Below are 25071 nucleotides of genomic sequence, written 5' to 3'. Positions count from 1 at the left end.
GTTCCCATGTCATCCGATCTTTTCGGCCGCGCCGAGGGGCTGTCCGCCCCGTCGCGCCGCCGCTTTGTCCAAGGCCTTGCCGCCGGAGGCGCCGTTGCAGCCCTCGGCCTGTGGCCCCGCTCCAGCTGGGCCGTCAAGGCCGAAGGCGTCCCCAATGTGCTCTCGGGCACCGACTTCGACCTGACCATCGGCGAGACGCCGATGAACTTCACCGGTGCCACGCGCCCTGCGATCACGGTCAACGGATCGATCCCAGCGCCCCTACTGCGCTGGCGCGAGGGCACCACGGTCACCCTGCGGGTCCGCAATGCCCTGCCCCCCGGCTCGATCCATGGCGACCAGACGTCGATCCACTGGCACGGCATCCTGCTGCCGGCCGACATGGACGGGGTGCCCGGGCTGAGCTTCAACGGCATCAACCGCGGCGAGACCTACCAGTACCGCTTCAACGTCGTACAGGGCGGCACCTACTGGTACCACAGCCACTCCGGTTTCCAGGAGCAGGCCGGCCTCTACGGGCCGCTGGTGATCGAGCCGCTGGAGCCCGAGCCCTTCGCCTATGACCGCGATTACGTGGTCATGCTCAGCGACTGGACCGACCTCGATCCGAAGCGCCTGTTTGCCCGGCTCAAGAAGCGGTCGGATTTCGACAACTTCTCCAAGCGGACGGTTGGCGACTTCTTCGCCGACGTGAAACAGCACGGCCTGGCCGCCACGGTCGAAGACCGCAAGATGTGGGGCCGGATGCGGATGACGCCGACCGACCTGTCGGACGTCAACGGCAACACCTACACCTACCTCATGAACGGCATGACCTCGCTCGGCAACTGGACCGGGCTGTTCCGGTCGGGCGAGAAGGTCCGCCTCCGCTTCATCAACGGCTCCGCGATGACGTACTTCGACGTGCGGATCCCGGGCCTGAAGATGACCGTGGTCGCAGCCGATGGACAGTACGTGCATCCGGTTTCGGTCGACGAGCTCCGCATCGCCACCGCCGAGACCTTCGACGTCATCGTCGAACCCACCGGGCAGGATGCGTTCACCATTTTCGCCCAGGACAGCGGCCGTACCGGCTACGTCAGCGGCACGCTCGCCGTCAGGCAAGGGCTGCGGGCTCCCGTGCCCAACGTCGATCCCAAGCCGATTCTCACCATGGACGACATGGGCCACGGCGGAATGGGTGGCGGCGGCCATGACATGTCTTCGATGTCTCACAGCGCAATGGCCGGTGGTGCAACCGGCGGCATGGATCACAGCGGTCACGACATGTCGGCGATGGCTGGAGGCGCAATGGCCGGCGGAAGCATGGCCGGCATGGATCATGGCACCGGCGGGAGCATGGCCGGGATGGACCACGGTGCCGGCGGCATGCAGGAACACCCTGCCACCGAAACCGGCAACCCCCTGGTCGACATGCAGACGATGGCGCCCGCGCCCAGGCTGGATGACCCGGGCATCGGCTTACGCGACAACGGCCGCCGCGTGCTGACCTACTCCGACCTGCGCAGCACGTTCAGCGACCCGGACGGGCGTGAGCCCGGTCGCACGGTCGAGCTGCACCTGACCGGGCACATGGAGCGTTTCGCCTGGTCGTTCAACGGAGTGAAGTTCGCTGATGCCGAACCGCTGCGCCTGAACTACGGCGAGCGCATGCGGATCGTGCTGGTCAACGACACGATGATGTCGCACCCGATCCACCTCCACGGCCTGTGGAGCGACCTCGAGGACGAATCGGGCAACTTCATGGTGCGCAAGCACACCATCGACATGCCGCCGGGCACCAAGCGCAGCTACCGCGTGCGTGCGGATGCCCTTGGCCGCTGGGCCTACCACTGCCACCTGCTCTACCACATGGAAGCCGGCATGTTCCGCGAAGTGCGGGTGGAGGAATGAACGCCATGATCCTTTCAAGTCGTCATCCCCTGGCCGTCGGCCTGGCCTCCGCATTGTCTCTCGCAGCGGGCTTCGCGCCGGCGTGGGCGCAGGAGACGGACCACGCCTCGCACCACCCGGAAGCGAAGCCCGCTGCGACACCATCGTCACCCAAACCTGTTGACCCACACGCCGGACATCAGCCGACTCCGACAGACAAAAGCTCCAATGATCACGGGACCATGGACCACGGAAACATGGACCACGGCGCCATGAAACACGGGGCTACGGACACTGCCGGCAGCGATCACTCCACGATGGATCACTCCACGATGGATCACTCCACGATGGATCACTCCACGATGGATCACTCCACGATGGATCACTCCGGAATGGATGACTCCGGCATGGACCACGCGTCCATGGGCCATCAGCCTGGTGCCAGCCAGGATCTCCCGGCGAACGCGGAGCCGCACGAGCCCATTCCTGCCATCACCGCGGCCGATCGGGCCGCGGCGTTCCAGGACCTCGATGCGCACGTAATGCACGGCGAATCGATCAACTCCTACTGGTCGCTTGACCGGCTTGAGGCCTGGGACGCGGATGAGGACGGCACCGGCATGGCCTGGGAAGCGAAAGCCTGGGTCGGCTCCGACTTGAACCGGCTCTGGCTCCGCAGCGAGGGCGAGCGTGCGAGCGGATCCACCGAGTCGGCGGATGTGGAAGTCCTGTACGGTCGGGCCATCGCCCCCTGGTGGGACGCGGTCGCCGGTGTCCGCCATGACTTCGGTTTCGACGGCGGTCCATCGCGCACCTATGCCGCGCTTGGTGTCATCGGTCTCGCCCCGTACAAGTTCGAAGTCGAAGCGACCGCCTACGTGGGCGAGTCCGGCCAGGTCGGTCTCGGCGCGGAAGCCGAATACGAAATGCTGTTCACCAACCGGTTGATCGGCCAGTGGCTGATCGAGGGCGAAGCCTGGAGCAAGGATGATCCGGCGGTTGGAATCGGCAGCGGACTGAGCAAGGTCGAAGCCGGTTTCCGGCTGCGCTACGAGTTCCATCGACAGTTCGCGCCGTATGTCGGCGTGGTCTGGGAGCGTGCCTACGGCGGAACCGCAGACTTCCGTCGCGCGGAGTCCGGTGATGTCGAGGACACCCGTATCGTGGCGGGCGTGAGGATCTGGTTCTGATCGGAGTACTCGTATGCAACCGAAGACTCGCAAGCGTGTTTGGTTGATCGGGGTTCCGCTGGTTGTCGTGGCCGGTACGGCGGGCTTCATCTGGGGCGGCGTGTACAACGTCGCCGCCGATGACATGCACACGAAGCCCGTGTATTTCCTGCTCGAAACCGCACGCGAGCGCTCCATCCTGGCGCGTGCGGGAAGGTTGGACGTCCCGCCGGGCCTGGACGATCCAGCGAGAATCGTGCAGGGCGCGGGCAACTACGCAGCGATGTGCGCCGGGTGCCACCTGGCCCCGTCGATGGCCGAAACCGAGTTGAGCCAGGGCCTGTATCCGGCCCCGCCGGACCTCAGTAAACACAAGGTCGACGTGGCCAAAGCGTTCTGGGTGATCAAGCACGGGATCAAGGCCAGCGGCATGCCCGCCTGGGGCAAGAACATGGAGGACGAGTACATATGGAACATGGCCGCGTTCCTGCAGGTGCTGCCCACGCTCGACGCGGCTGCATACACGGAACTGGTCGACAGCAGCGAAGGCCACGCGCATGGCGGCGGCGAGACACACGACGACGACCATGACGAGGCGGCGACGGAGGATCACCCTGCCCAGCCCACAGCCGGGAGCGACGCGATGCCGCACGCGCAGTCGCCGGGTATGGACGATGACCACGGAAAGCGTGTTACCGACACAGAAGTCCGCGCGGTAGAGCATCGCCATGCCGATGGCAAAGTGCAGTCTCCACCTTCACCCCATATGACCGAGGCCGAAGACGGCCCTGCGCACACTCACTGAAAACCTGGAGTTGAACAATGAATGCAACAGCAATTTCGTCTGGCCTCGCGCTGATGCTGGCAATGGTGTCGCCCGCAATGGCGCAGACGGCACAGTCGCATGCACATCACCCCGCCGTTGCGGCAGCGGCGGACGTAGACGTGCCGGCCGCCGCGAAGGCCGCCGTCGACGTGGCGGAGCGCTTCAACGCCGCCCTCTCCAGCGGCGACCTGGCCACGGTCGAAGCCCTGCTCGCTGCCGACGTTCTCATCCTCGAGTCCGGAGGTGCAGAACGCAGCCGCGAGGAATACATGGACCATCACGCAGTCAGCGATGCGGCGTTCCTCAAGGGCGCCCATCGCCAGCTGCTCCGTCAGCGTGCACGAACCGCTGGCGAGTTCGCGTGGGTCGGAACCGAAAGCGAGCTGCACGCCCAGCAGGACGGCAAGCCACTGACCGTCCAGAGCACCGAAACGATGGTGCTGAAGCAGACCGCCGACGGCTGGCGGATCGTCCACATCCACTGGTCCTCGCGGACCAGGCGCTGAGCGGAGAACCGGAAATGAAAGCCTGCAGATTGAACCGACTGGCGTGGGCGGCTTTTGCGGTCGCCGGCTTGGGTGCCTGCACCCAGGCGGATACACCCGCGCAATCCACCATCGCACCCGCTGCACAGGTCGTCTCTGAAACAGCCGACGCCACTCCCGCTGCCCTGCCACGCATGACCGTCCACAAGACTCCGACCTGCGGGTGTTGCGGTAGCTGGGTCGACCACGTGCAGAAGGCGGGCTTCACCGTGGATGTGCACGACATGGATGACCTGGGTCCGGTCAAGGAGCGCCTGGGTGTCCCCTATGCAAAGGGCTCCTGCCACACGGCCGAGGTCGGCGGATACCTTATCGAAGGCCATGTCCCGGCCGAGGACATCAAGCGCCTCCTCGAAGAAAAGCCGGACGCACGCGGCCTGGTCCTGCCGGGAATGCCGCTCGGCTCGCCGGGCATGGAGGTCCCTGCCGGGCGACAACAGCCGTACACGGTCGAGCTGGTCCGTCACGACGGAACCACTGAACCGTTCGCACAGCACTGATCCGGTGCAGGAACAGGGGGCGGTGTTGCGGGCGCGCCGATTCTCGTCCGCGAGGAAGAAGGAGAACCACATGACTCACCATTCCGCGGCACACCGGTCCCAGGCCATGAACGAGTGCATCGACAACTGCACGCAATGCCATGCGATCTGCTTGGAGACCATCAACTATTGCCTGACCAAAGGAGGTGCCCACGCGGCCCCGGAGCACATCGCACTCCTTGCGACGTGTGCCGATATCTGCGCAACCAGTGCCGACGCGATGCTGCGCGGTGCCAGCGTTCACGACGTGGTTTGCGGTGCCTGCGCGGAGGTCTGCCGCCAGTGCGCCGATGCATGCGACGCCATGAACGACCCGGAGATGGCGCGCTGCGCCGAAGTTTGTCGCCGTTGCGCGGAAAGCTGCAGCGCCATGGCGGCTTGACGCGTCGAGGATCCCGCCTGAGCAGGCGGGATCCTCATCTGCAATATCAAAGCTGACCAACCGTGTTTTCGGTGACAGCCCGACATCCAACGCATGTCGGGTCCAACACAGCACGGCCCCCAACGGGGCTTAGCATCACATTCGCAATGAGGATTAATCACTATGAGATCATCAAACGTCCTTCGGTCCTTCGCGCTCGTCCTCGCGATTGCGGCTGGGCAGTTCTCCCTGCAGATCGCGCACGCCCACGCCGCGCTGCAGCAGTCCACACCGGCGGCAAATGCGGTGGTGGCCTCGCCAGACCAGATCGATCTCGTATTCAACGAAACATTGATTCCGCGGGCGTCGCGTCTCAAGTTGCTCATGAAGCACGGCAGTTCCACCATGCCGATCGAGAATTTCACGACCGAGATCGTCAACAACGGCAAGACCCTGCGTGCCAAGTTGCCCCAGCCGCTGGCTCCGGGCGTCTATACCGTGGAATACCGCGCAGTCGGTGGCGACAACCACCCCATGACGGGCAGTTTCAGCTTCACGGTGCGCTGAGAAGCCACAAATGCTCGACCTGTCGGCTTATGCACTGAGATTCCTGGAATACCTTGTTCTCATGGTGCTTTTCGGGGTCCCATTGCTCGGGTGGTACGGTTCGCGTCGAGCGGCACTCACCGATGCCCTGGCCGGATGGCCACTTATGGGCGTTCTGTTGGTGAGTGCCACCGTCGGTCTCGTGCTCACCGGGGCCGAAGTCGTCTTCAAGACCGCGGGCATCATGGGAATGCCGGTCGCCGACGTTGATCGCGGATCGCTTGGCTGGTATCTGCTCGAGACGTCCGCGGGCCGGGCAGCGATGGCGAGAGGCGCGCTGCTGCTCGCCCTGATGTTTGTGCTTGGATGGCATCGTCGCCGCGGGAAGGTGGAGCCCGCCTTCCCGCTGGCGGTGACGCTGGCGGGCGGCGCACTCGCTTCTCTGGCATGGAACGGCCACGCGGCCGCTGGTGAGGGCGTGGCAGGCGCGGTCCGGCTTGCTGCGGGCCTTGTCCATCTTCTTGCGGCAGGCGGCTGGATCGCAGCGGTCCTGATGTTCCTGGGGATGCTCCTGCGCGGCAAGGAGGCCTCCGGCAGCGGGCGTCTGCGATCAACGCATGACTTTCTGCATGGATTTTCGACGCTGGGAACGATTTTCGTTGCTGCGCTCGTCGTGTCCGGCATCGCGCACTACGGGGATCTCACTGCGTGGTCGTTGTCGGCCCTGTTTCAGAGCACCTACGGGAAGTTGCTGCTGTTCAAACTGGCCCTGTTCGCTGGAATGCTGGGTTTGGGAGCGCTGCACCGATGGACGCTGGTGCCGCGCCTGGGACGGGCGCTGACCAGCGGAGATCCCGCGCAGGAGGTGCGGGCTTTGCGGCAGAGTGTTACGGCTGAGGCCGCGCTGGCCATCTTGATCCTGGTTGTTGTTTCAGTGCTCGGGACGCTCAGCCCCGAATAGCTGTGTAACCCCCAATGGCACACTGCCTTGGCAGTCCATCCCCACTAAAGCGAGCATCGGCATGAACTCACCGTCGTCCCATGACCATCACTCCGCAGGCGCTGTCCCTGTCGAGACTGCAGATGGACGGGTAACCGACCCGGTCTGTGGCATGCAGGTAGATCCCGCCACCACGCCGCATCATGCGGACCACGCCGGCGCCCATTTTCACTTCTGCTCGGAGCGATGCCGCGCGAAGTTCGTGGCTGATCCCGAGCGCTACCTGACGTCCCGGGACGAACCCGAGGTGGCACGGCCCGGCGCCATCTACACCTGCCCGATGCACCCGGAAGTTCGACAACAGGGTCCAGGCAACTGTCCCTTCTGCGGCATGGCGTTGGAGCCGGAAATGCCCAACCTGGAGGACGACGACAATCCGGAACTTCGCGACTTCTCGCGCCGGTTCTGGTGGACGCTTCCGCTGACGGTGGTGACGCTCGTGCTGGCCATGTTCGGCCAGTACCTTCCGCGTATCGTGCTGGGCGGCGTGCAGATCCTGCCGCTGTCGATCGACCTGCAAACCTGGGTCGAGCTGGTCCTGACCACACCGGTCGTGCTGTGGGCCGGCTGGCCGTTCTTCGAGCGCTGCGTGCAGTCGATCCGCAACCGCAGCCCGAACATGTTCACCCTCATCGGGATTGGCGTTGCGGCCGCCTTTGGCTACAGCCTGGTCGCCACGCTGGCACCCGGCTTGTTCCCGCCGTCGTTTACCGAGCACGGGCGCGTCGGTGTGTATTACGAGGCGGCAGCGGTAATCGTATCGTTGACGCTCCTGGGCCAGATGCTGGAGCTGCGGGCACGTTCGAACACCTCCGCGGCGATCAAGGGCCTGCTCGGTCTCGCGCCCAAGGAAGCACGGCGGGTCAACCCCGACGGTACCGAGGAAGACATCCCGCTGACCCACGTGCACGTCGGCGACCGCCTGCGCGTGCGCCCGGGCGAGAAGGTGCCGGTGGATGGCGAAGTGGTCGAGGGCCGCTCCAGCGTCGACGAATCGATGCTCACCGGCGAGCCGATCCCGGTCGAGAAGACCGCGGGCGACCAGGTCATCGGCGCGACCCAGAACGGCACTGGCGCACTGGTGATCCGCGCCGCCAAGGTGGGTTCCGATACGGTGCTGTCGCAGATCGTGCAGCTGGTCGCGCAGGCGCAGCGCTCCCGCGCGCCGATGCAGCGGATGGCTGATACCGTCGCCTACTGGTTCGTGCTCGCAGTGCTGGCGATCGCGGTGGCCACCTTCTTCATCTGGGGCTTCTTCGGCCCGGACCCGGCCTGGACCTTTGCCATCCTGAACGCGGTCTCGGTGCTGATCATCGCCTGCCCCTGCGCGCTGGGCCTGGCGACGCCGATGTCGATCATGGTCGCCACGGGCAAGGCGGCGCAGGTGGGCGTGCTGTTCCGCGATGCCGAAGCCATCGAGCATATGCGCCGCATCGACACCCTGATCGTCGACAAGACCGGCACGCTCACCGAAGGGCGCCCGGCCTTCAAGGAAGTCGTGGCCTTCGAGGGCTTCGACGCCGACCAGGTGCTGCACCTGGCGGCCAGCCTGGACCAGGGCAGCGAGCATCCGCTGGCCGATGCCATCGTGGCCGAGGCCCGACGCCGGAACTTCGAGTTCGACCGCGTGGAGGACTTCGACTCGGTGACCGGCATGGGTGTGCGCGGAACCGTAGCGGGTCACGCGCTTGCGTTGGGCAATACCGCACTCATGGATGATATGGGCGCCGATCCCGGTGCGCATGTCGACGTCGCCGAGCGTCTGCGCCGCGAGGGTGCTAGCGCCATGTTCCTCGCCGTGGACGGTCGCTTGGCGGGTCTGATCGCGGTCGCAGACCCGATCAAGGCGTCGGCCGCGACCGCCATCAATGAGCTGCACGCCGCCGGGCTGCGCATCATCATGGCCACCGGTGACGGGCTCACCACCGCACGGGCCGTGGCCACCGAGCTGGGCTTGGACGAGGTGCATGGCGAAGTCCGCCCCGAGGACAAGGCCGAGCTGGTGCGGCGCCTCAAGGGCGAAGGCCGGCGGGTGGCGATGGCCGGCGACGGCATCAACGATGCTCCCGCGCTGGCCGCCGCCGACGTCGGCATCGCCATGGGCACGGGCACCGACGTCGCGATGTCCAGCGCCCAGATCACCCTGGTCAAGGGCGACCTGCGCGGCATCCTGCGCGCCCGCAAGATCTCCCAGGCCACCGTGGCCAACATGAAGCAGAACCTCACCTTCGCGTTCCTGTACAACGCGCTTGGGGTGCCGGTCGCGGCCGGGGTGCTCTACCCCGCGTTCGGGATCCTGCTGAGTCCGATGGTCGCGGCGCTGGCAATGAGCTTGAGTTCGGTATCGGTGGTGGCCAATGCACTTCGCCTGGCCAAGTCGGCCGGCGTACCGCCCTCGCCGACGGCACCCGTGCGGGACCGTACCTTGGGCCTCGCCAGGGATTGACTTGAGTCAATTGCATCGGTCCTGGTAAGAGGTAAGCTCAAGTCATGGTCCGCATCCGCCATCGGAATTGGTTCCAGCGCACCGCCCTCCTCGCGATGGCGGCGCTGCTCTGGTCCCAGTTCGCTTTGGCCGGCCATGGCGAGTGCCTGGATCTCCCAGGTACGCCGGCGGCTTTTGTCGCTGCCGCCACCGACACCCGACACGACCATGGCCACGCTTGCGATGCCGAGCTCCCCTCGGCGAGCAAGGCCCTGTGCGACGCGCACTGCACCGAGGGTGGCATCTCGGCGGACAGTGGGCGCATCCCCTCGATTCCGCCGCTCCTTGTCGGAGCATGGTTTTCCTGGTTCGCAGTCGCCGAGAGTGGGGATGGTGCACCGGGTGTCACGTCCACATGGGTGGATTCGCCACCCAGGCCCGCCTGGCACCGCCCCACCGCCCATCCCGCGGCACTCCTGCTGATCTGATGCCCGGACGCTAACTGCTCCGCACACCGGTGCGGCGCAGTGCTGTGCGTTCGTGCCGTGCGCGTCACGGCATGTGTTCCTGCCTCGTCCGAGCGACCTGCGTCGTGTCGGCCCAAGGACACTGATATGGCATCCCTGTTCGACCCGATGCAGGCCAGGCGCCTGCACCCTTACCCGCTGTTCCGCCGTCGGCCACTGCTCCGGCACCTGCTTGCCTGCGTGTTCGCCGGCGGCTTGTGGACGCTGGCGCTGCCCGCGACCGCCACCGAACCCATCCCGGGGCACAGCCTCGAGTCGATCCGCACCTGGGTTCTGGAACACAACCCCGAGCTGCGGGCCATGGACTTCGAAACCCAGGCCGCCGAAGCGAGGATCCTTCCCGCAGGTGCCCTGCCCGATCCGATGGCCTCGGTTGGATTCCGCGGCCTCGATCCGGACAAGCCCTGGCGCACCGCCGGTGCCGAGCGCGAGGTGAACTACGCGCTGCGCCAGCGCTTCCCGCTCTGGGGCAAGCGTGGTCTGGCGCGGACCGCGGCCAGCCAGGACGCGGTCGCGGTCGGGCTTGACCGCATCACCGCGGCGCGCGACCTGCTGGCAGAGGCTGAAGCGGCGTACGTGCGCTACTGGCATGCCGATCAGGCCGTGGCCGTGCTCGACCGCCGCATCGCCCTGCTCCGCCAGGTCGAGGAAATAGCCGGCGTGCGCTACGCCCTGGGTCGCGCGGCGCAGCAGGATGCCATCCGCGCCCAGGTCGAGCAGACCAGCCTACAGCGCGAGCGGATCGAACGCCTCGCCGTCAAGCAGGAGGCCGCCGCCACGTTGAACGCGGTGCTGGGCCGCCGCGCCGACGCGCCGCTGGCGACCCCTGATGAGGCGCCGCGACTGTTCGTTCGCAGCGCCTCGCTCGCCGAGGCGCTGGACGGCGCTGATGCGCATCCGGCGGTACGGTCGCAGCAGGCCCGCGCCGAGGCCGCCCGTACGAACGTGGTGCTGGAGCGTCGCAACCGGTTTCCCGACATCACCGTGGGCGTGGGCGCGATGCAGCTCGGCAACGGTATCGAGAGCACCGAACTGATGCTCGAGGTCGAGATCCCGTTCCAGCAGCGCGCCCGCCGCGAACGCGAGCGCGAATCGCGCCTGCTCGAAGAAGCAGCGCTCGCCCGCAGGGACGCCACGCTGCGGGCCGTGGAGGAACGCGGCGCCTCCGCCTGGTCGCAATGGACCAGCGCACGCGAACGTCGCGAGCTGATCGAGAACACGCTGCTGCCGCAGGCCGACGCCAACTTCCGCTCCGCGCTGGCGAGCTACCAGGTGGGCGAAGTCGATTTCGGCACGCTGCTGGAAGCACTGGACGCCTGGCAAGGCGCCGACCTCGCCCGCGTGGATGCCCTGCGCGACGAACTGCTGGGCGCCGCCGCCGTGCGCGCCCTCGAAGGAGACACCCGATGACCCGCTTCCGGACCCTGGTCCTCGCCCTGTCCGTGGCCGCCGCGGCGCTCGCCGTCGGCTGGCTCGCCGGCCGCGCCTCGCGCGAGCAGGCCGCCGCGCCGGCGCAGGCCGACACCGGCCGCCCCACGCGCAAGGTTCTCTACTACCGCAACCCGATGGGCCTGCCGGACACCTCGCCGGTGCCGAAGAAGGACCCGATGGGAATGGACTACATCCCCGTCTACGAAGGCGAGGAGGCCACCGCACCCGGCACCGTCGTGCTGACGCCGGAGAAGGTGCAGACGCTCGGTGTGCGCACGGCGGTGGTGGAACGCGCGCCGCTGGCCGCAGGCATTCGCGCCAGCGCCACGCTGGAGATCGACGAGACCCGGCAGTACGCGATCGCACCGCGTTTCGAAGGCTGGATCGAGCGCCTGTACGCCGACCAGACCGGCATGCGCGTGCGCCGCGGCCAGCCGCTGATGCGCGTGTACAGCCCGGAGCTGATGGCGGCGCAGCAGGAGTACCGCGTCGCCGATGCGGCGGCGCGCAAGCTCGCGCAGAGCGATCCGGTCAGCGCCGCCTCGATGACGCGCCTGCGCGATGCGGCGGTGGCCCGCCTGCGCAACTGGCAGATCGCCCCGCGCCAGCTCGGACAGGGCGACGGCGGCTTCGTGCTGACCTCGCCGGCGGACGCGGTGGTGATCGAGAAGCCGGTCGTGCAGGGCGCGCGCTTCGAGCCGGGCGAGACCGTGCTGCGGCTGGCGGACCTGTCCACGGTGTGGGCGGTGGCGCACGTGCCAGCCGCGCAGGCGGCGGAGCTGCGGGTCGGACAGGCCGCGCGTTTCGAATCCACCACCCTGCCCGGCCGTCGCTTCGACGGCACGGTGACGTTCGTGCAGCCGGTGCTGGACACCGCCACGCGCACGGTGCAGGTGCGGGTGGCGCTGCCGAATCGGGACGGCGTGCTGCGTCCCGGCCTGTTCGGCGCGATCGTGCTGGAGCGCGACGACCCGACGCCGGTGCTGAGCGTGCCGCGCTCGGCGGTGCTCGACAGCGGACTGCGCCAGGTGGTGCTGGTCGAGCGCGCGCCCGGCCGGTTCGAGCCGCGCGAGGTGCGCACCGGGCGGCGCGCCGGCGGTCGCGTCGAGATCCTGGACGGCGTGCGCGAAGGCGAACGCGTGGTGGTGGCGGCGAACTTCCTGATCGACGCCGAGAGCAACCTGCAGGCGGCGTTGCAGGGACTGGGCGCGCACGCCGGCCACGGTGGGTCCGCACCCGCCGCACAGGCGACCGCGCCCGCGGCGGTGGACCACGCCGGACATGGGCCGGCGATGCCACCGGTCGATACGAAGAAGGACACGCAGCCGGCCCCGGCCACGCCGCGACCGACGCCGCAGGCGCCCGCGCAGCCGTCGCCGGCGCCGGCCGACCCGCACGCGGGCCACGCCCCGACCGCATCGCCCGATCCGCACGCCGGGCACGCCCCGCCCCCGCCATCCGATCCGCACGCCGGCCACGCGCCGGCAACCGACGGCACGCACGACGGCCAGGAGGACCGCTGACATGCTCGGCCGCATCATCGAGTGGTCGGTCCGCAACGTCTTCCTGATCGCGGTGATGACGCTGGCGGTGATCGCCGGCGGCGTCTACGCGCTGCTGCGCACTCCGCTGGACGCGCAGCCGGATCTGTCCGACGTGCAGGTGATCGTGTTCACCGAGTATCCGGGGCAGGCGCCGCAGGTGGTCGAGGACCAGGTCACCTACCCGCTCACCAGCGCGCTGCTGTCAGTGCCGAAGTCGAAGGTAGTGCGCGGTTTCTCGTTCTTCGGCGCCTCGTTCGTCTACGTGATCTTCGAGGACGGCACCGACCTCTACTGGGCGCGCTCGCGCGTGCTCGAATACCTCAACTTCGCCTCGAAGAACCTGCCGGCCGGCGTCACCCCGAGCCTCGGGCCGGATGCCACCGGCGTCGGCTGGGTCTACCAGTACGTGCTGCAGAGCGACCGCCACTCGCTGGACGAGCTGCGCGCGATGCAGGACTGGTACGTGCGCTACCAGCTCGCCAAGGCGCCGGGCGTGGCGGAGATCGCCAGCGTCGGCGGTTTCGTGCGCCAGTATTCGGTCACCGTCGATCCGGCGCGCCTGCGCGAGTACGGCATCCCGCTGGCGCGCGTGTCGCAGGTGGTGCGCGAGAGCAACCGCGATGTCGGCGGCCGCGTGGTCGAGATGGCCGAGACCGAATACATGGTGCGCGGCCGCGGCTACCTGCGTGGCGTGGAGGATATCGAGAACCTGGTGCTGAAGGCGGAGGGCGGCGCGCCGGTGCGCGTCGGCGACGTCGCCCACGTCGAACTGGTGCCGGACGAGCGCCGCGGCCTGGCCGAGCTCGACGGCGAAGGCGAGACGGTCGCCGGCATCGCGGTGGCGCGCTACGGCGAAAACGCGCTGGCGGTGATCCACGGCCTGAAGGAGAAGCTGGCCGAGATCCGCGGCGGCCTGCCCGCGGGCGTCAGCCTGCGCACGGTGTACGACCGCTCCGAGCTGATCCACCGCGCGATTGCGACCCTGCGCACCACGCTGATCGAGGAGAGCCTGATCGTCGCCCTGGTCTGCCTGGTATTCCTGTTCCACGCCCGCAGCGCGCTGGTGGCGATCGTGATGCTGCCGGTCGGCGTGCTGATCGCGTTCATCGCCATGCGCGTGCTCGGACTCAACAGCAACATCATGAGCCTGGGCGGCATCGCCATCGCCATCGGCGCGATGGTGGACGCGGCGATCGTGATGATCGAGAACGCGCACAAGCACATCGAGCGCGACGACGGCACGCGCAGCCGCGCGCAACTGATCATCGACGCCTGCCGCGAGGTCGGCCCGGCGCTGTTCTTCAGCCTGATGATCATCACCGTCTCGTTCCTGCCGGTGTTCGCGCTGGAGGCGCAGGAAGGACGGCTGTTCCGGCCGCTGGCGTTCACCAAGACCTTCGCGATGGCCGGCGGCGCGCTGCTGTCGATCACGCTGGTGCCGGTTCTGATGCTGCTGTTCGTGCGCGGCCGGATCGTGCCGGAGGCGAAGAACCCGGTGAACCGCGTGCTGATCGCCGGCTACCGCCCGGTGATCAACGCGGTGCTGCGCCACAGGCTCGCCACCCTCGTGCTGGCGGTGGTCGCGCTGCTGGCCACGCTGTGGCCGGCATCGCGCCTGGGCAGCGAGTTCATGCCGACGCTCAACGAAGGCACCCTGCTCTACATGCCGGCCTCGCTGCCGGCGATGTCGGCGACCAAGGCGGCGGAACTGCTGCAACAGCAGAACCGCATCATCAGGAGCTTCCCCGAGGTCGAATCGGTGTTCGGCAAGGCCGGACGCGCCAACACCGCCACCGACCCCGCGCCGCTGGAGATGTTCGAGACCGTCATCAACCTCAAGCCCGAATCCGAATGGCGCGAGGGGATGACGGTGGACAAACTGATCGCCGAAATGGACCGCGCGCTGAGTTTCCCCGGCGTCGCCAACTCCTGGACCATGCCGATCAAGGCGCGCACCGACATGCTGGCCACCGGCATCCGCACGCCGGTCGGCATCAAGGTGTTCGGCCGCGACCTGGCGCAGATGGAGACGCTGGCGCAGCAGATCGAGGCGGCGGTGCGCAAGGTGCCGGGCACCACCAGCGCCTACGCCGAGCGGCTCACCGGCGGCTACTACCTCGACGTCGAACCCGACCGCGCGCGGCTGGCGCAGTACGGCGTCACGCCCGGCGAGCTGCAGGACGTGGTGGCGGCCGCGCTGGGCGGCGAGATGGTGACCACGCTGGTGCAGGGACGCGAGCGCTTCGGGCTGATCGTGCGCTACCCGCGCGAGCTGCGCGACGATCCGCAGCGCATCGCCGACAACGTGCTGGTGCCGACCATGGACGGCGCGCAGGTGCCGCTGGGCGAACTGGCCACGGTGGTGGTGCGCAAGGGTGCGCCCAGCATCCGGACCGAGAACGCGATGCTGTCGGCCTACATCTACGTCGACACCCGCGAGAGCGACATCGGCCGCTACGTGCGCGCCGCGCAGCAGGCGGTGGCCGAGTCGGTGAAGTTCCCGCCCGGCACGTACGCCACCTGGAGCGGGCAGTACGAGTACATGCAGCGCGCCGCGGCGAAGATGCGGATCGTGGTGCCGGTGACGCTGGCGCTGATCTTCCTGCTGCTGTACCTCAACTTCCGGCGCGTCACCGAATCGCTGATCGTGATGCTGTCGGTGCCGTTCGCGCTGGTGGGCGGCGTCTGGCTGATGTGGGCGCTGGACTACAACCTCAGCGTGGCGGTGGCGGTCGGCTTCATCGCGCTGGCGGGCGTCGCCGCCGAGACCGGCGTGGTGATGCTGATCTATCTCGACCACGCGCTGGAAGCTCGCGCCGCGCAGCGCCAGGCCGAAGGCCGCTCGCTGGATGCCGGCGATCTGCGCGACGCGATCATCGAAGGCGCGGTCGACCGCGTGCGCCCGAAGATGATGACCGTGGTCGCGATCATGGCCGGCCTGCTGCCGATCATGTGGAGCAGCGGCACAGGCTCGGAAGTCATGCGCCGCATCGCCGCGCCGATGGTGGGCGGCATGGTGTCGTCGACGGTGCTGACGCTGGTGGTGATCCCGGCACTGTACTCGTTGATCAAGCAGCGGCAGCTGGCCAGGAAGCGGCCAATGGCTGCTGCGCTGCCGGCGGACGTGTCGTGATGTGGCCGACCTTCAACGCGCCAGGGCAAAGGCGGTCCGCGTGTGCGTTGACCCAAGATTATCGCTGCGGGAGCACTCGATGCCTTGGTGTGGATGGAGGCGTGTCAGCCGAGCTTGACCTGTGTGCGGGACACAGGTCTAGCGTGATCACCATCTTTCCTGGAGCGCGCCAATGATGAGGGTCGGCAGGGATTCATGTAATTCACAGCCAAATCTCGCCTAAGCAGTTGATCTAGCTTTGTTCTTGTTCGTTGACCAAGTACCCGCTGAGGCCACGTAGTGGCCTATTAGCTCCAAAAAATTGTTGATCGTGGTGGCGATGATTGCATTGCTGCGCAAGGCCGAGCGTACCGAGATGCTGCCTTGGGTCCATGCGGGTTGGCTGTCTGCCTTGTTGGCGGGCGTGGTCACCTGGGGTCTGGCGACCTGGGTCATCACCATCAGCGGCGCCAGCCGCGAACTGACGGAAGGATTCGGGTCCCTGCTCGCGGCGATCGTGCTGGTGTGGGTAGGCATCTGGATGCATGGCAAGAGCCACGCCGATGCCTGGCAACGTTATGTGCGGGAGAAGCTGGGCCACGCCCTGAGCAAGAAATCCGGCATCTTCCTACTGGGACTGGTCTTCCTCGTGGTGTATCGCGAGGTCTTCGAGACCATCCTGTTCTTCGCCGCCATCTGGAACCAGGGCAGCCAAGCCAGCATGGTCGCCGGCGGTGCCCATCACCTGGTTCGAGGGCGGCTTGCGGGTGGAGCTGCTGGGTATCTATCCCACGCTGCAGGGCGTGGCTGCACAGATCGGCATCGCCTTGGTATTGGTGATCGGATTCGCCTGGTCGGCGCGTTCGCTTCAGCGCTCCCAGGTAAAGCCGTGAGCGCGTTGGATTCTGTCCGCGCTGCGCTGGAACGGCATCAGATCGCGGTCTATTTCGCGGCGGTCGTGCAGGGATTCCTCACCGCGCTTGCCGTACCGGGCACCGCACAGTGGGAGGGTGCCATCAATCCCGCGCTGGGATTGATGCTGTTCGTGACCTTTCTGCAGGTGCCGCTGGCCAGGCTGCGCGACGCGCTGAAAAACACGCGTTTCATGGGCGCCTTGCTGGTGGCCAACTTCCTGGTGGTGCCGCTGCTGGGGGCACTGCTGCTGCCCCTGCTACCGGCAGATCCGTTGATCCGGATCGCGGTGTTATTCGTCCTGCTCTGTCCGTGTATTGACTACGTGGTGACCTTTTCCCACCTGGGGAAAGCCGATGCCTCACTGCTGCTGGCCGCAACACCTGTACTGCTGATCGTGCAGATGCTGCTACTGCCACTGTACTTGGGCGTGCTGTTGGGGGCGGAGTCCGCCTCGCTGGTCAAGGCCGGCCCCTTCCTGCATGCATTCGGGTGGTTGATCGTCGTTCCCATGCTGCTGGCGGCCAGCGTGCAAGCGGCGGCAAGGCGGTGGGCCCCAGCAGCCCGTGCCGCCGATTGGGGCGGTCTTCTGCCGGTGCCTGCCACCGCCTTGGTGCTGCTGATTGTCATCGCTGCGGTCACGCCGAAGTTAGGCCCCGCGTTGAAGGCCGCCGCGACGGCATTGCCGTTCTATGTTGCGTTCGCGGTCATCGCGCCGGTATTGGGTCTGCTGGTCGGACGCGCCTTCGGCCTGGGGGTGTCCGCCAAGCGTGCCGTTGCATTCTCCTCGGCCATGCGCAACTCGCTGGTCATCCTGCCACTGGCGTTGTCGGTGCCCGGCGCCCTGCCGGTGGTCCCGGCTGTGATCGTGACGCAGACCCTGGTCGAACTGGTGGCCATGCTCGTGTACATCCCCTTATTGCCGCGGCTATCGCCGCGCTGAGCAGGCACGGCGCCGCGGCGCTTGCTAGGCCACATCACCGCCGGCAGGCAGCAGCTTGCCCGTGTAATCCAAGGGCACGACCTCCCTGGCCAGGTCCAGGGTGTAGTCCCCGAACCGGTTGATATGACTGGTTCGATACGGCGACAGCCCGGCCAGGACCTCCGGCGTCAGTTCCAGTCCCTCTTGCCGCAACTCGGCCAATGTCCGGGTCATCTGATCCACGTTGTGGAGGATGATCATGTTGGCCACCAACTGGTTGTACTTCACGATCTTGCGCTGCTCATGCAGGATGTTTTCCGCGATGATGCCCTCTCCGCCGAAGAACACCCACTTGACGAAGCCATTGAACTCCTCGCTCTTGTTGGTGGCGGCCTGGATGGTCTTGCGGATGTCGACATCGTCGATGTACCGCAGCAGGAACTTGGTGCGGATGACTTTGCCCAACTCCCGGAACGCAAAGTACAGCTTGTTCTTCCGGCTGTAGGTGCCCAACCGCCGCAGGATGGTGGAGGCGGTAATCTTGCCCAGCTTGATCGAGACGGTGACCCGGAGCATGTCGTGCAGGTGGGTCTCGATCAGTCCCCAATCGATGCTGTCGCCAAACAGTGCCTGGATGTTCTTGTAAGGCCGCCCCGGTTCGGGACGGAAGAACGTCAGATCCTTGATGTTGCGGATGCGCGGCATGAGCTGGATGCCCAGCAAGTGAGACAGGCCAAACACCGGGTAGCTCTGCGCCTGGGTATCGCCATGCACGATCTCGGGCTGGATATCGGACGTATTGGCCAGCAGGCCATCGAGGATGTAGATGGCCTCGTGTACCCCGCATGGGATGAAGTGACTGAATAGTGCCACGTACTTGTCCGAGACGTGGTAGTAGCCGATGCCCCCGTAACCCCCGTAACGAATGTGGTACTCCGACAACAGGTTCTGCTCGTAGACGTTCCATTTCGTGCCGTCGGCCGAGGCACTTTTGCCACTTCCCCAATAGCCGGGCAAGTCGAACTTGTTGTACGTGTTGATCACTTGGACAATCGCCTTGTCCAGCGTGTCTTCCGTCACGTACTTCAGATTGAGCCAGGAAATCTGCCGTCGGCTGAAGCCCTTCACCGACCGGGCTGTCTGCGTAGGGCCGAGGTTGCACCCGTAGCAGAAGAGCGTGGTGATCACGCGACGCAGCAGATCGTCCACGCGACTGTCCGTTCCCGCGATGGGCCGGAAATGGCGGTGCAGCTTCAGCCATTGGGCCGCATCGATCAGGACGTCGACGATGCTCATGGCGGGCAAGTGTTCGGTAATCAGTTTGTCGACAGCGGTAATGGCATGGGATACCTCGAGTCGCTGCAGCTTGCGCAGCACCAGTCGCCCGTCCACGACGTCCGCATGGACATTCCCCGGAAAACGCTCGTCGACGGCATCGGCCAGGATTGTCAGTTCCTCGCGCAGGCCGCGGACGAACGCGCTTGGCTGGGTTGGCAGGCCCGACACCTCGCCGTAGGCCTCCAGTTCTTCCGCAAAGGTCGCTTCATCCACGAGCTGCTCGCGATAGTCGTCGTAGCGTTCCCCATGCGGGATGAACAGGTCGCCGGACTTCAGTTCGTCCTTGATCTGGGACAGCACCGCCAACTCGAAATACTTGCGGTACAGCCAACCGGAACCAAAGGCATGGGCCTTCTTGCCGAACACATGGCGTCGCCAGCTATTGGACAGCCAGTTGAAATCCTTCTCGGCATCCAGCCCCAATGAGGCCGCTTCCAGCAGTTCGCGACGTTGGGTACGCAGGGACAGCACCACGTCAATCAGCCGCTCCATGCCGGCATCCTGACTGGTCGAGCGCAGCCCCATGATTTCCAGGCAGTTGAGCAGCAGCGGTCTGACGATCGAGTACGGCTGTAGCAGGAAAGGCAGGTAGTTGCGTCCTGCATATGCCATGTGCTCCTCGCACTCGGCTAGCAGGGTCGAAACCTCGGCAATCAGGCTGTCGCCGATGGCATCCACGCGTTGGGTGTCCGTGCCTTCCAGCTGATAGGCCTGAAGCACGTCCTTGAGCTGTCCGATCAGCGTATCTGCGCGCTTGGTGTGCTCGATCTGATAGGCCAGCAGCTTCTGTTGGGCCGTGTTCTCCAGGTTCTGGATCAGGCGAATGAACAGGTCTGCCGCATCGTCTAGCGTCTTGGCGTACTGCGAGCGAATGAAGATGGTCGCCAGCGCGTAGCGCTTGGTGGGGGTGAGCTCGGCCAGCTCGCTGGCATCCAGTGCACGGGCCATCGCTCGGAACTGCTTGAGCTTGGGCACCGGGATTTCCACTGCGGGCAACTGCTCGGCCAGATGCTGGAGCCGCCGGATATGTTGCAGGTAGAAGCGCACTTCCTTGTTGGTCGGGCGCTTGGGCTCGCGCTTGAGCGCGTTCCAGCCGGTAAAGCTCGCCCCCTCGGGCGACTGGAAGAGCTCATTGATCAGGCCGCGCGACTCCGGGGTCAAGGCTTGTGCAATCTGGCGAAAGTAGAGCTCGTGCACCTGCTCGCGGGCGCGGATGGCCATGCGCTCCAAGGCGCTGAAAGCAGGCAACTCGAAGCGATGGTGGATCAGTTCTTCCAGCATCACATTCACGATGTCCGGAATGACATGTTTGGTTTGTGCAGCCGTCTCTGCGACCGTTGCCAACCATGCGCGTCCAGCTGTATCGAGCGCCCGAACCTTCAGATACTCGCGTAGGCGCACCATGTGCGCGCGTTTGCCGCCGGAGGTGTCGTACTGATTGAGCTGCTTGGCCGAGAGTGCGCGACGCAAGCCGGTCGCCTGGGCGATGTGCAGACGGATACGTTCGGGCACTTCGGCCAGCCTCACGAAGTAGCCCAAACGCTGGAACAGCTTCAGGTGCATGAGCACCGCCAGTTGCGTGACCGGCTGGGTTGCTATTCTTTTGGCAAAACGAAGTTCGGACGCGGTGGGGGTGTAGATTTCTGCCAGTTCCTTGGCAGACGGATCGGGTTTGAGTCGTGGATAAGCAGTCTCGTGCAGTGTCGCCATAGTCGAGTCTGATCAGCGGTGGCTACGGGAAAACGTTCCCTCGAAGCCTACACCGGCGCGAGCCGAACGCGTGGCCCGCCCGGGAAAGTCGCTCCCAAACATGGGGGCATTACGAGAACAAGTAACATCACATGATGTTGGTCGCATCCGGAGATGGCCTGGGCTGCCTCAGTTCCAATGTCGCCCGTCTTCCCCGCGAAGGGAGGCTTCGAGGAAACACTGATGGTTGTCGGCGATACGGTGCATATCGTCCAGCAGTGTGGCCACGAGCTCGTCCATGTCCCCCGTGTCGGAGGCAACGACGGTCAGCCGGTATTCGGTGCCTTCGGCATCCAGGCGATGGGCCTGGAAGGGTTCCAGGCAGATCGCCTCAATCCTGGCACGTGCCTTGGCCGCGCCGCGGCCTTTCGGGGTAAATGGGTTTACCACCAACCGCAACGTGACGCTCATCGTCACCACCGGCGCTGCCGGCGGAAGCCCCGACAACGGTGTCGGGATCGGCGCCTGCAGGCTGGCTTCAACCCGGTGGCGGGAGAATGGGTCGCTGCCTTGGATGTAGCGCATCGCAGAGTGCACGTCGCGCCAGCCGACGTACTCCATCAGCGCCTTGATATCCCACCCATTGTCATTGGCCCAACCGGCAAAGCCGCGCCGCAGCGAATGGCTGCCGTAGCCGGCTACCGCTGGCAATCCCGCGGCCCCAAGCAGGCGACGCAGCAGTCGAATCAGACTGTTCGGATGCAACGGCTCGTCCGAGACGTGCGCCCAGCGATCAACCCCACGGAACAGTGGGCCTGAAGTCAGGGCGGCCGCCTCGATCCATTCCCACGTGGCCGTGACCGGACACAGACGTGAGAGCGCGGGCACCTTGTACGTGTTGCCGGCCGATTGCCGATCACCCTTGCTGCGCGGCAGGAAACACGTCATGCCTTCACCGGCCACAATCCGCAGGTGCTCGACCTGCAGCCGGATCAGTTCATCGCCGCGAAAGCCTCGCCAGAAACCAAGCAGCAGCAGGGCTTTGTCGCGCAGGTAGCGCAGCTCAGCGGCGCGATCCGACCGCACCTGCGCGGCCACCACCGCCTCATCCAGCCAGCCGACCACTTGGGTCAGTTGGGTCAGTTGCAGCGGGGTGACCTGCTTTTCGACCCTGGCATGCAGGGTCTGGATGCCTTTCAACACCTTGCGAACCACCGGCGCCCGCGTGGGATCGACGAAGCCGTGTTCGTGATGCCAGTGCGCCAAGGCAGCAAGCCGTTGTTTCAGGGTGTTGATGGCGGCAAGCGGGGCCTGTTCGGCCAGGTAACGAGCGACGCTATCCGGGGTCGCAGGCAGGTGACCACCCCATTCGACCTCAAAATGTCGCAGCGCGGACGCGTAACTGCGTTGGGTGTTCTGCCGCGTGGCCGCTTCAAGATAGCGGGCCAGATCGCTCATCGCTGGGAGCACTCCGCTGGATGGCCCACCGCTTTCCGCGATGTCGACAAGACCACGCGCTCAGCGCCTTGGCTCATCTTCATGTAAGCGCGTGACGGCATCGCGATGTCAAGTCGCATGCGGGATTGGTGGATCATACCGTTGGTGCCCTGGCCATGCGCATGCGCCGCCAAGAACGAACGCCACGCTATGTCGTGCCCGTGTAAAAGCGACGTAGTACTTTGCCGGTGAGCTAATCGTCGAAGTGTTCGCCGTTTGGAGAAACCGAACCAGAGGGCCGTTGGGAAAAATCAACACGCGCGCATACGTGCGCCCCTTGGACTGCCCGAAATTGACGGCCGGCAGGCCATGGCATGTCTCCCGCCGGTCATAGCGCAACACCGTCGGCGCAAACTCCAGGACGTACTGCTGCACCTGGTCGGGCGTCACAATGTAGATTCCATCATGCCCCGTTATCTCGGCGTTGCCTGACTGGGTCCGAGGCATCGGGGGATACAGCGCATCGGCCAAGTCACAGAGTGCTTGCGTGCAGCGGTGGCTGATCACCCGGTGCTGGATTTGACACAAGTTGCGGGCCTGCCAGGCCTCGAACAACGTCATCATGGCTGCGCCCCGGTACTGCTGATGGCGGGGCGAGTGGTTGGTAGCATAGGTCGCTTGGCGCGTATCGCCCACCAGCATGACCTCAATGCCGCTCGTTAGCAGGCGCTCTACCAGATCCAGATCGTAGCCCGCCAGGTCCTGGACCTCATCGATGTAGAGCTCGTCGTACATGGCTGCCAAGCGTTCGACGACCTTGCCTTGGGTCAAGTCATCACAGCGCACCGCAAAATCCGCGGCACGATCGGAGTACATCCGGTCCCCGGCCAGATAGTGGCGAACTACCTGGGTGCGAGGAGCGCGGTTATTGGTCCTGCCCTCAACGAAGAGGATGGATTCCACGCGCGGTTGGGCGCAAAGCGCTGCCTGGTAAGGTCGAATGCACTCCCGCAGCAGAAAGCTGTACCAGCTGTACAGCGTCACGTGCGCGGGTACGGCACCGGCATGGTGCTCAAAGGCACGGCGGATCTCTTCCAGATTCTCTAGCGTGTAGGTCAGGATGGCGATGCGACGCGCTGGGCGCGCCAACGCCTGGCGTACCAGCATCGTTGTCTTGCCGGAGCCGGCGGCCGACAAGAGCACCTGATTAGGCGATGGCACGCTGCACATAGTCCGGGAACACGATCGGATGCGGGCTGCTGAAGATGGCCAAGGCGGTATCGGTCTTGTTGCCCTTCATGAACTTCAGCAAGGCAGCTTCATCGGCAAAGGTCTTGTCCAGCACCAGATTCAACTGCGCCAGCGTATTGCCTTTGATCAATTGTTGCTCCAGCGAGGGGGCGTCCTCGTCAGAGTCGTAGTAGATATGGTTCAGGAAATCGGCATAGCGCTCCTGCAGTACGGCGATGTCGCCGTCATTATCCGTGACCACGCGGGCCGGGATATCGAGCCGTTGGGCGATCTGCAGGAACCGCTTGAAGGCCAAGGAATTGACCGAAATAACGTCCACGCCACGAGCCAACGGCGCCACGCCGTGGTGATCTCTAAAGGCACGCTGGACGATCAACTCGTCCGACGGCCCCTCCACCAGGATTGCCTGCTTGGCCAGGATCAATCGCAAGGTGTCGTGACCAGGCAGCTTCATGAAATAGTCGTGCGTGTCGGTTGGCAGCTGGTCCAGCTTGATATGCCCGCGGGCACTGAAGAGGATCACGTTATCCACTCCCAGCTTGTTCAGTACGAAGCTGCTGTGCGTGGCAATGATCACTTGCTGGGAAATGGACAAGGCAGCGATCTTGTCGATCAGCTGCGCCATGCTGGAGAAGGACAGGTGGTTCTCCGGCTCTTCCACCAGCAAGACGTGCGCCGTGCCGGCTGCGCGCATGGCCAACTTCATCTTCACCGCGCTCTGTTCGCCCTTGCCGGCGTGGGTGAAGGGAAGATCATCCAGATAGGGGGAAAGACTGGCTTCCCAGGTCGAACGCGCCGATGTGTCCACCCCCACGGTCAGGGTCTTGTTGCTGATATCGCCCGTGTTCTCTGTCAGGAACGTGTTGATCGCCGCCACGTCCGCTTCCTGGGAAAAGCTCTGCCGCATCCGGCGGTAGCTCAGCGACAGGGCCACCCGCTGCGCAGGGGAAAGCACCTGATCAATGATGCCGGCGATGTAGCGATCAGTGCCGGCGAGTGTTTTGGCGCCGGTCGTATCGATGATCGTGGAGTCAAAAGGAATGCTGCGGGCGCTGACGCCATTGTTGGCGAAGGAATACCAACGCACGGTGTAGTACTCCACCGGCAGGCTGCCGCCTTGGTGTTGGCGCAGATAGGCATCGAACTCCTCGCGATAATCCTCATTGAGCTCGATCAATAGCCGGATGCCCGCCGTGTCCGCGCCGAGGGAGTTGTTCGTACCCCGCAGGGACGCTAGGCCGGCATCACGTCCGAGGTAGACCTCGATCGTGATCCGCGGCGGCGAACCGGGCTGCCCTTGCCGCAGACTTGCCAGGTACTCGTCCACCACGGGTTGGTGAAACAGGTAGGGCGTGATCTCGTAGGCGATGCCGCGCCCATGCAGTTGTCCCGTCACCACGGCATGGATGGCTTCCAGCAACGTGGACTTGCCGACCTCGTTGTTGCCCACGATGAGGTTCATGTGGGGATTGAGGGGCAGATCCAGACGGCGAAATGCCTTGAAGTTTTCGATGACGACACGTTCGATCGGCATTGCTCGTCCTTGTGGCAACAGGCACGGGGCTGCGGTCTCAGGGCCGCCAGCCCCCGCCGAGCGCTATCTCTCTGTAGACGTATTCATACTA

The 25071-nt window shown here is 65.5% G+C and carries 18 protein-coding genes; 14 read left to right on the top strand and 4 right to left on the bottom strand.

Annotated features, from left to right (window positions below):
* The first annotated feature begins 6 nt into the window (after positions 1-6).
* The 14 genes from EIM47_RS12580 to EIM47_RS15995 all read left to right on the top strand — a co-directional run bounded on the left by EIM47_RS12580 (position 7) and on the right by EIM47_RS15995 (position 17752).
* Positions 7-1893, top strand: coding sequence for a copper resistance system multicopper oxidase (locus EIM47_RS12580; protein ID WP_026010589.1), 1887 nt, complete (start codon positions 7-9; stop codon positions 1891-1893).
* Positions 1890-3062 (top strand): copper resistance protein B, encoded by a 1173-nt coding sequence (locus tag EIM47_RS16120; RefSeq protein WP_276312194.1) that lies wholly within the window; start codon positions 1890-1892, stop codon positions 3060-3062. Before EIM47_RS12580 ends, EIM47_RS16120 begins: the two co-directional genes overlap by 4 nt.
* Positions 3063-3075: 13 nt before the next feature.
* Positions 3076-3846, top strand: coding sequence for a cytochrome c (locus EIM47_RS12570; RefSeq protein WP_039731392.1), 771 nt, complete (start codon positions 3076-3078; stop codon positions 3844-3846).
* A 17-nt stretch (positions 3847-3863) separates the two neighbouring features.
* Positions 3864-4373, top strand: a complete 510-nt coding sequence (locus tag EIM47_RS12565; RefSeq protein WP_125077100.1) for a nuclear transport factor 2 family protein — start codon at positions 3864-3866, stop codon at positions 4371-4373.
* 14 nt (positions 4374-4387) lie between these two features.
* Complete coding sequence (locus EIM47_RS12560) at positions 4388-4912, top strand: DUF411 domain-containing protein (RefSeq protein ID WP_240626234.1); 525 nt, start codon at positions 4388-4390, stop codon at positions 4910-4912.
* A gap of 106 nt (positions 4913-5018) precedes the next feature.
* Positions 5019-5333, top strand: a complete 315-nt coding sequence (locus EIM47_RS12555) for a four-helix bundle copper-binding protein (RefSeq protein ID WP_240626233.1) — start codon at positions 5019-5021, stop codon at positions 5331-5333.
* Positions 5334-5495: 162 nt separating this feature from the next.
* The gene (gene copC, locus EIM47_RS12550) at positions 5496-5879 is read left to right on the top strand and encodes a copper homeostasis periplasmic binding protein CopC (protein WP_125077099.1); all 384 of its coding nucleotides are present in this window, start codon (positions 5496-5498) and stop codon (positions 5877-5879) included.
* A 10-nt stretch (positions 5880-5889) separates the two neighbouring features.
* Positions 5890-6819, top strand: coding sequence for a copper homeostasis membrane protein CopD (gene copD / locus EIM47_RS12545; protein WP_125077098.1), 930 nt, complete (start codon positions 5890-5892; stop codon positions 6817-6819).
* 61 nt (positions 6820-6880) lie between these two features.
* Positions 6881-9304 (top strand): heavy metal translocating P-type ATPase, encoded by a 2424-nt coding sequence (locus EIM47_RS12540; RefSeq protein WP_276312193.1) that lies wholly within the window; start codon positions 6881-6883, stop codon positions 9302-9304.
* Positions 9305-9348: 44 nt separating this feature from the next.
* Positions 9349-9771, top strand: coding sequence for a hypothetical protein (locus EIM47_RS12535; protein WP_019398947.1), 423 nt, complete (start codon positions 9349-9351; stop codon positions 9769-9771).
* A 126-nt stretch (positions 9772-9897) separates the two neighbouring features.
* Complete coding sequence (locus EIM47_RS12530; protein WP_240626232.1) at positions 9898-11220, top strand: TolC family protein; 1323 nt, start codon at positions 9898-9900, stop codon at positions 11218-11220.
* Complete coding sequence (locus EIM47_RS12525; protein ID WP_125077096.1) at positions 11217-12764, top strand: efflux RND transporter periplasmic adaptor subunit; 1548 nt, start codon at positions 11217-11219, stop codon at positions 12762-12764. Before EIM47_RS12530 ends, EIM47_RS12525 begins: the two co-directional genes overlap by 4 nt.
* Position 12765: 1 nt before the next feature.
* Complete coding sequence (locus tag EIM47_RS12520) at positions 12766-15918, top strand: CusA/CzcA family heavy metal efflux RND transporter (RefSeq protein WP_125077095.1); 3153 nt, start codon at positions 12766-12768, stop codon at positions 15916-15918.
* Between the two features lie 310 nt (positions 15919-16228).
* Positions 16229-17752 (top strand): FTR1 family protein, encoded by a 1524-nt coding sequence (locus EIM47_RS15995; protein ID WP_240626236.1) that lies wholly within the window; start codon positions 16229-16231, stop codon positions 17750-17752.
* A 24-nt stretch (positions 17753-17776) separates the two neighbouring features.
* Here EIM47_RS15995 and EIM47_RS12505 read toward each other — a convergent pair whose 3' ends face one another.
* The 4 genes from EIM47_RS12505 to EIM47_RS12490 form a co-directional block, all read right to left on the bottom strand.
* Entirely contained in the window at positions 17777-20779 is a 3003-nt protein-coding gene (locus EIM47_RS12505) for a Tn3 family transposase (RefSeq protein WP_125077094.1), read from the bottom strand.
* A gap of 168 nt (positions 20780-20947) precedes the next feature.
* Entirely contained in the window at positions 20948-22216 is a 1269-nt protein-coding gene (locus EIM47_RS12500; protein ID WP_125077093.1) for a site-specific integrase, read from the bottom strand.
* A gap of 108 nt (positions 22217-22324) precedes the next feature.
* Complete coding sequence (locus EIM47_RS12495) at positions 22325-23425, bottom strand: UvrD-helicase domain-containing protein (RefSeq protein ID WP_125077092.1); 1101 nt, start codon at positions 23423-23425, stop codon at positions 22325-22327.
* The gene (locus tag EIM47_RS12490; RefSeq protein WP_125077091.1) at positions 23403-24980 is read right to left on the bottom strand and encodes an AAA family ATPase; all 1578 of its coding nucleotides are present in this window, start codon (positions 24978-24980) and stop codon (positions 23403-23405) included. Before EIM47_RS12490 ends, EIM47_RS12495 begins: the two co-directional genes overlap by 23 nt.
* Positions 24981-25071: the final 91 nt, after the last annotated feature.

The organism is Pseudoxanthomonas sp. SGT-18 (assembly GCF_003931645.1).
GTDB lineage: Bacteria > Pseudomonadota > Gammaproteobacteria > Xanthomonadales > Xanthomonadaceae > Pseudoxanthomonas.
Note: the sequence above shows the minus strand (reverse complement) of the source record. Positions and strands in the feature narration are given on the sequence as shown.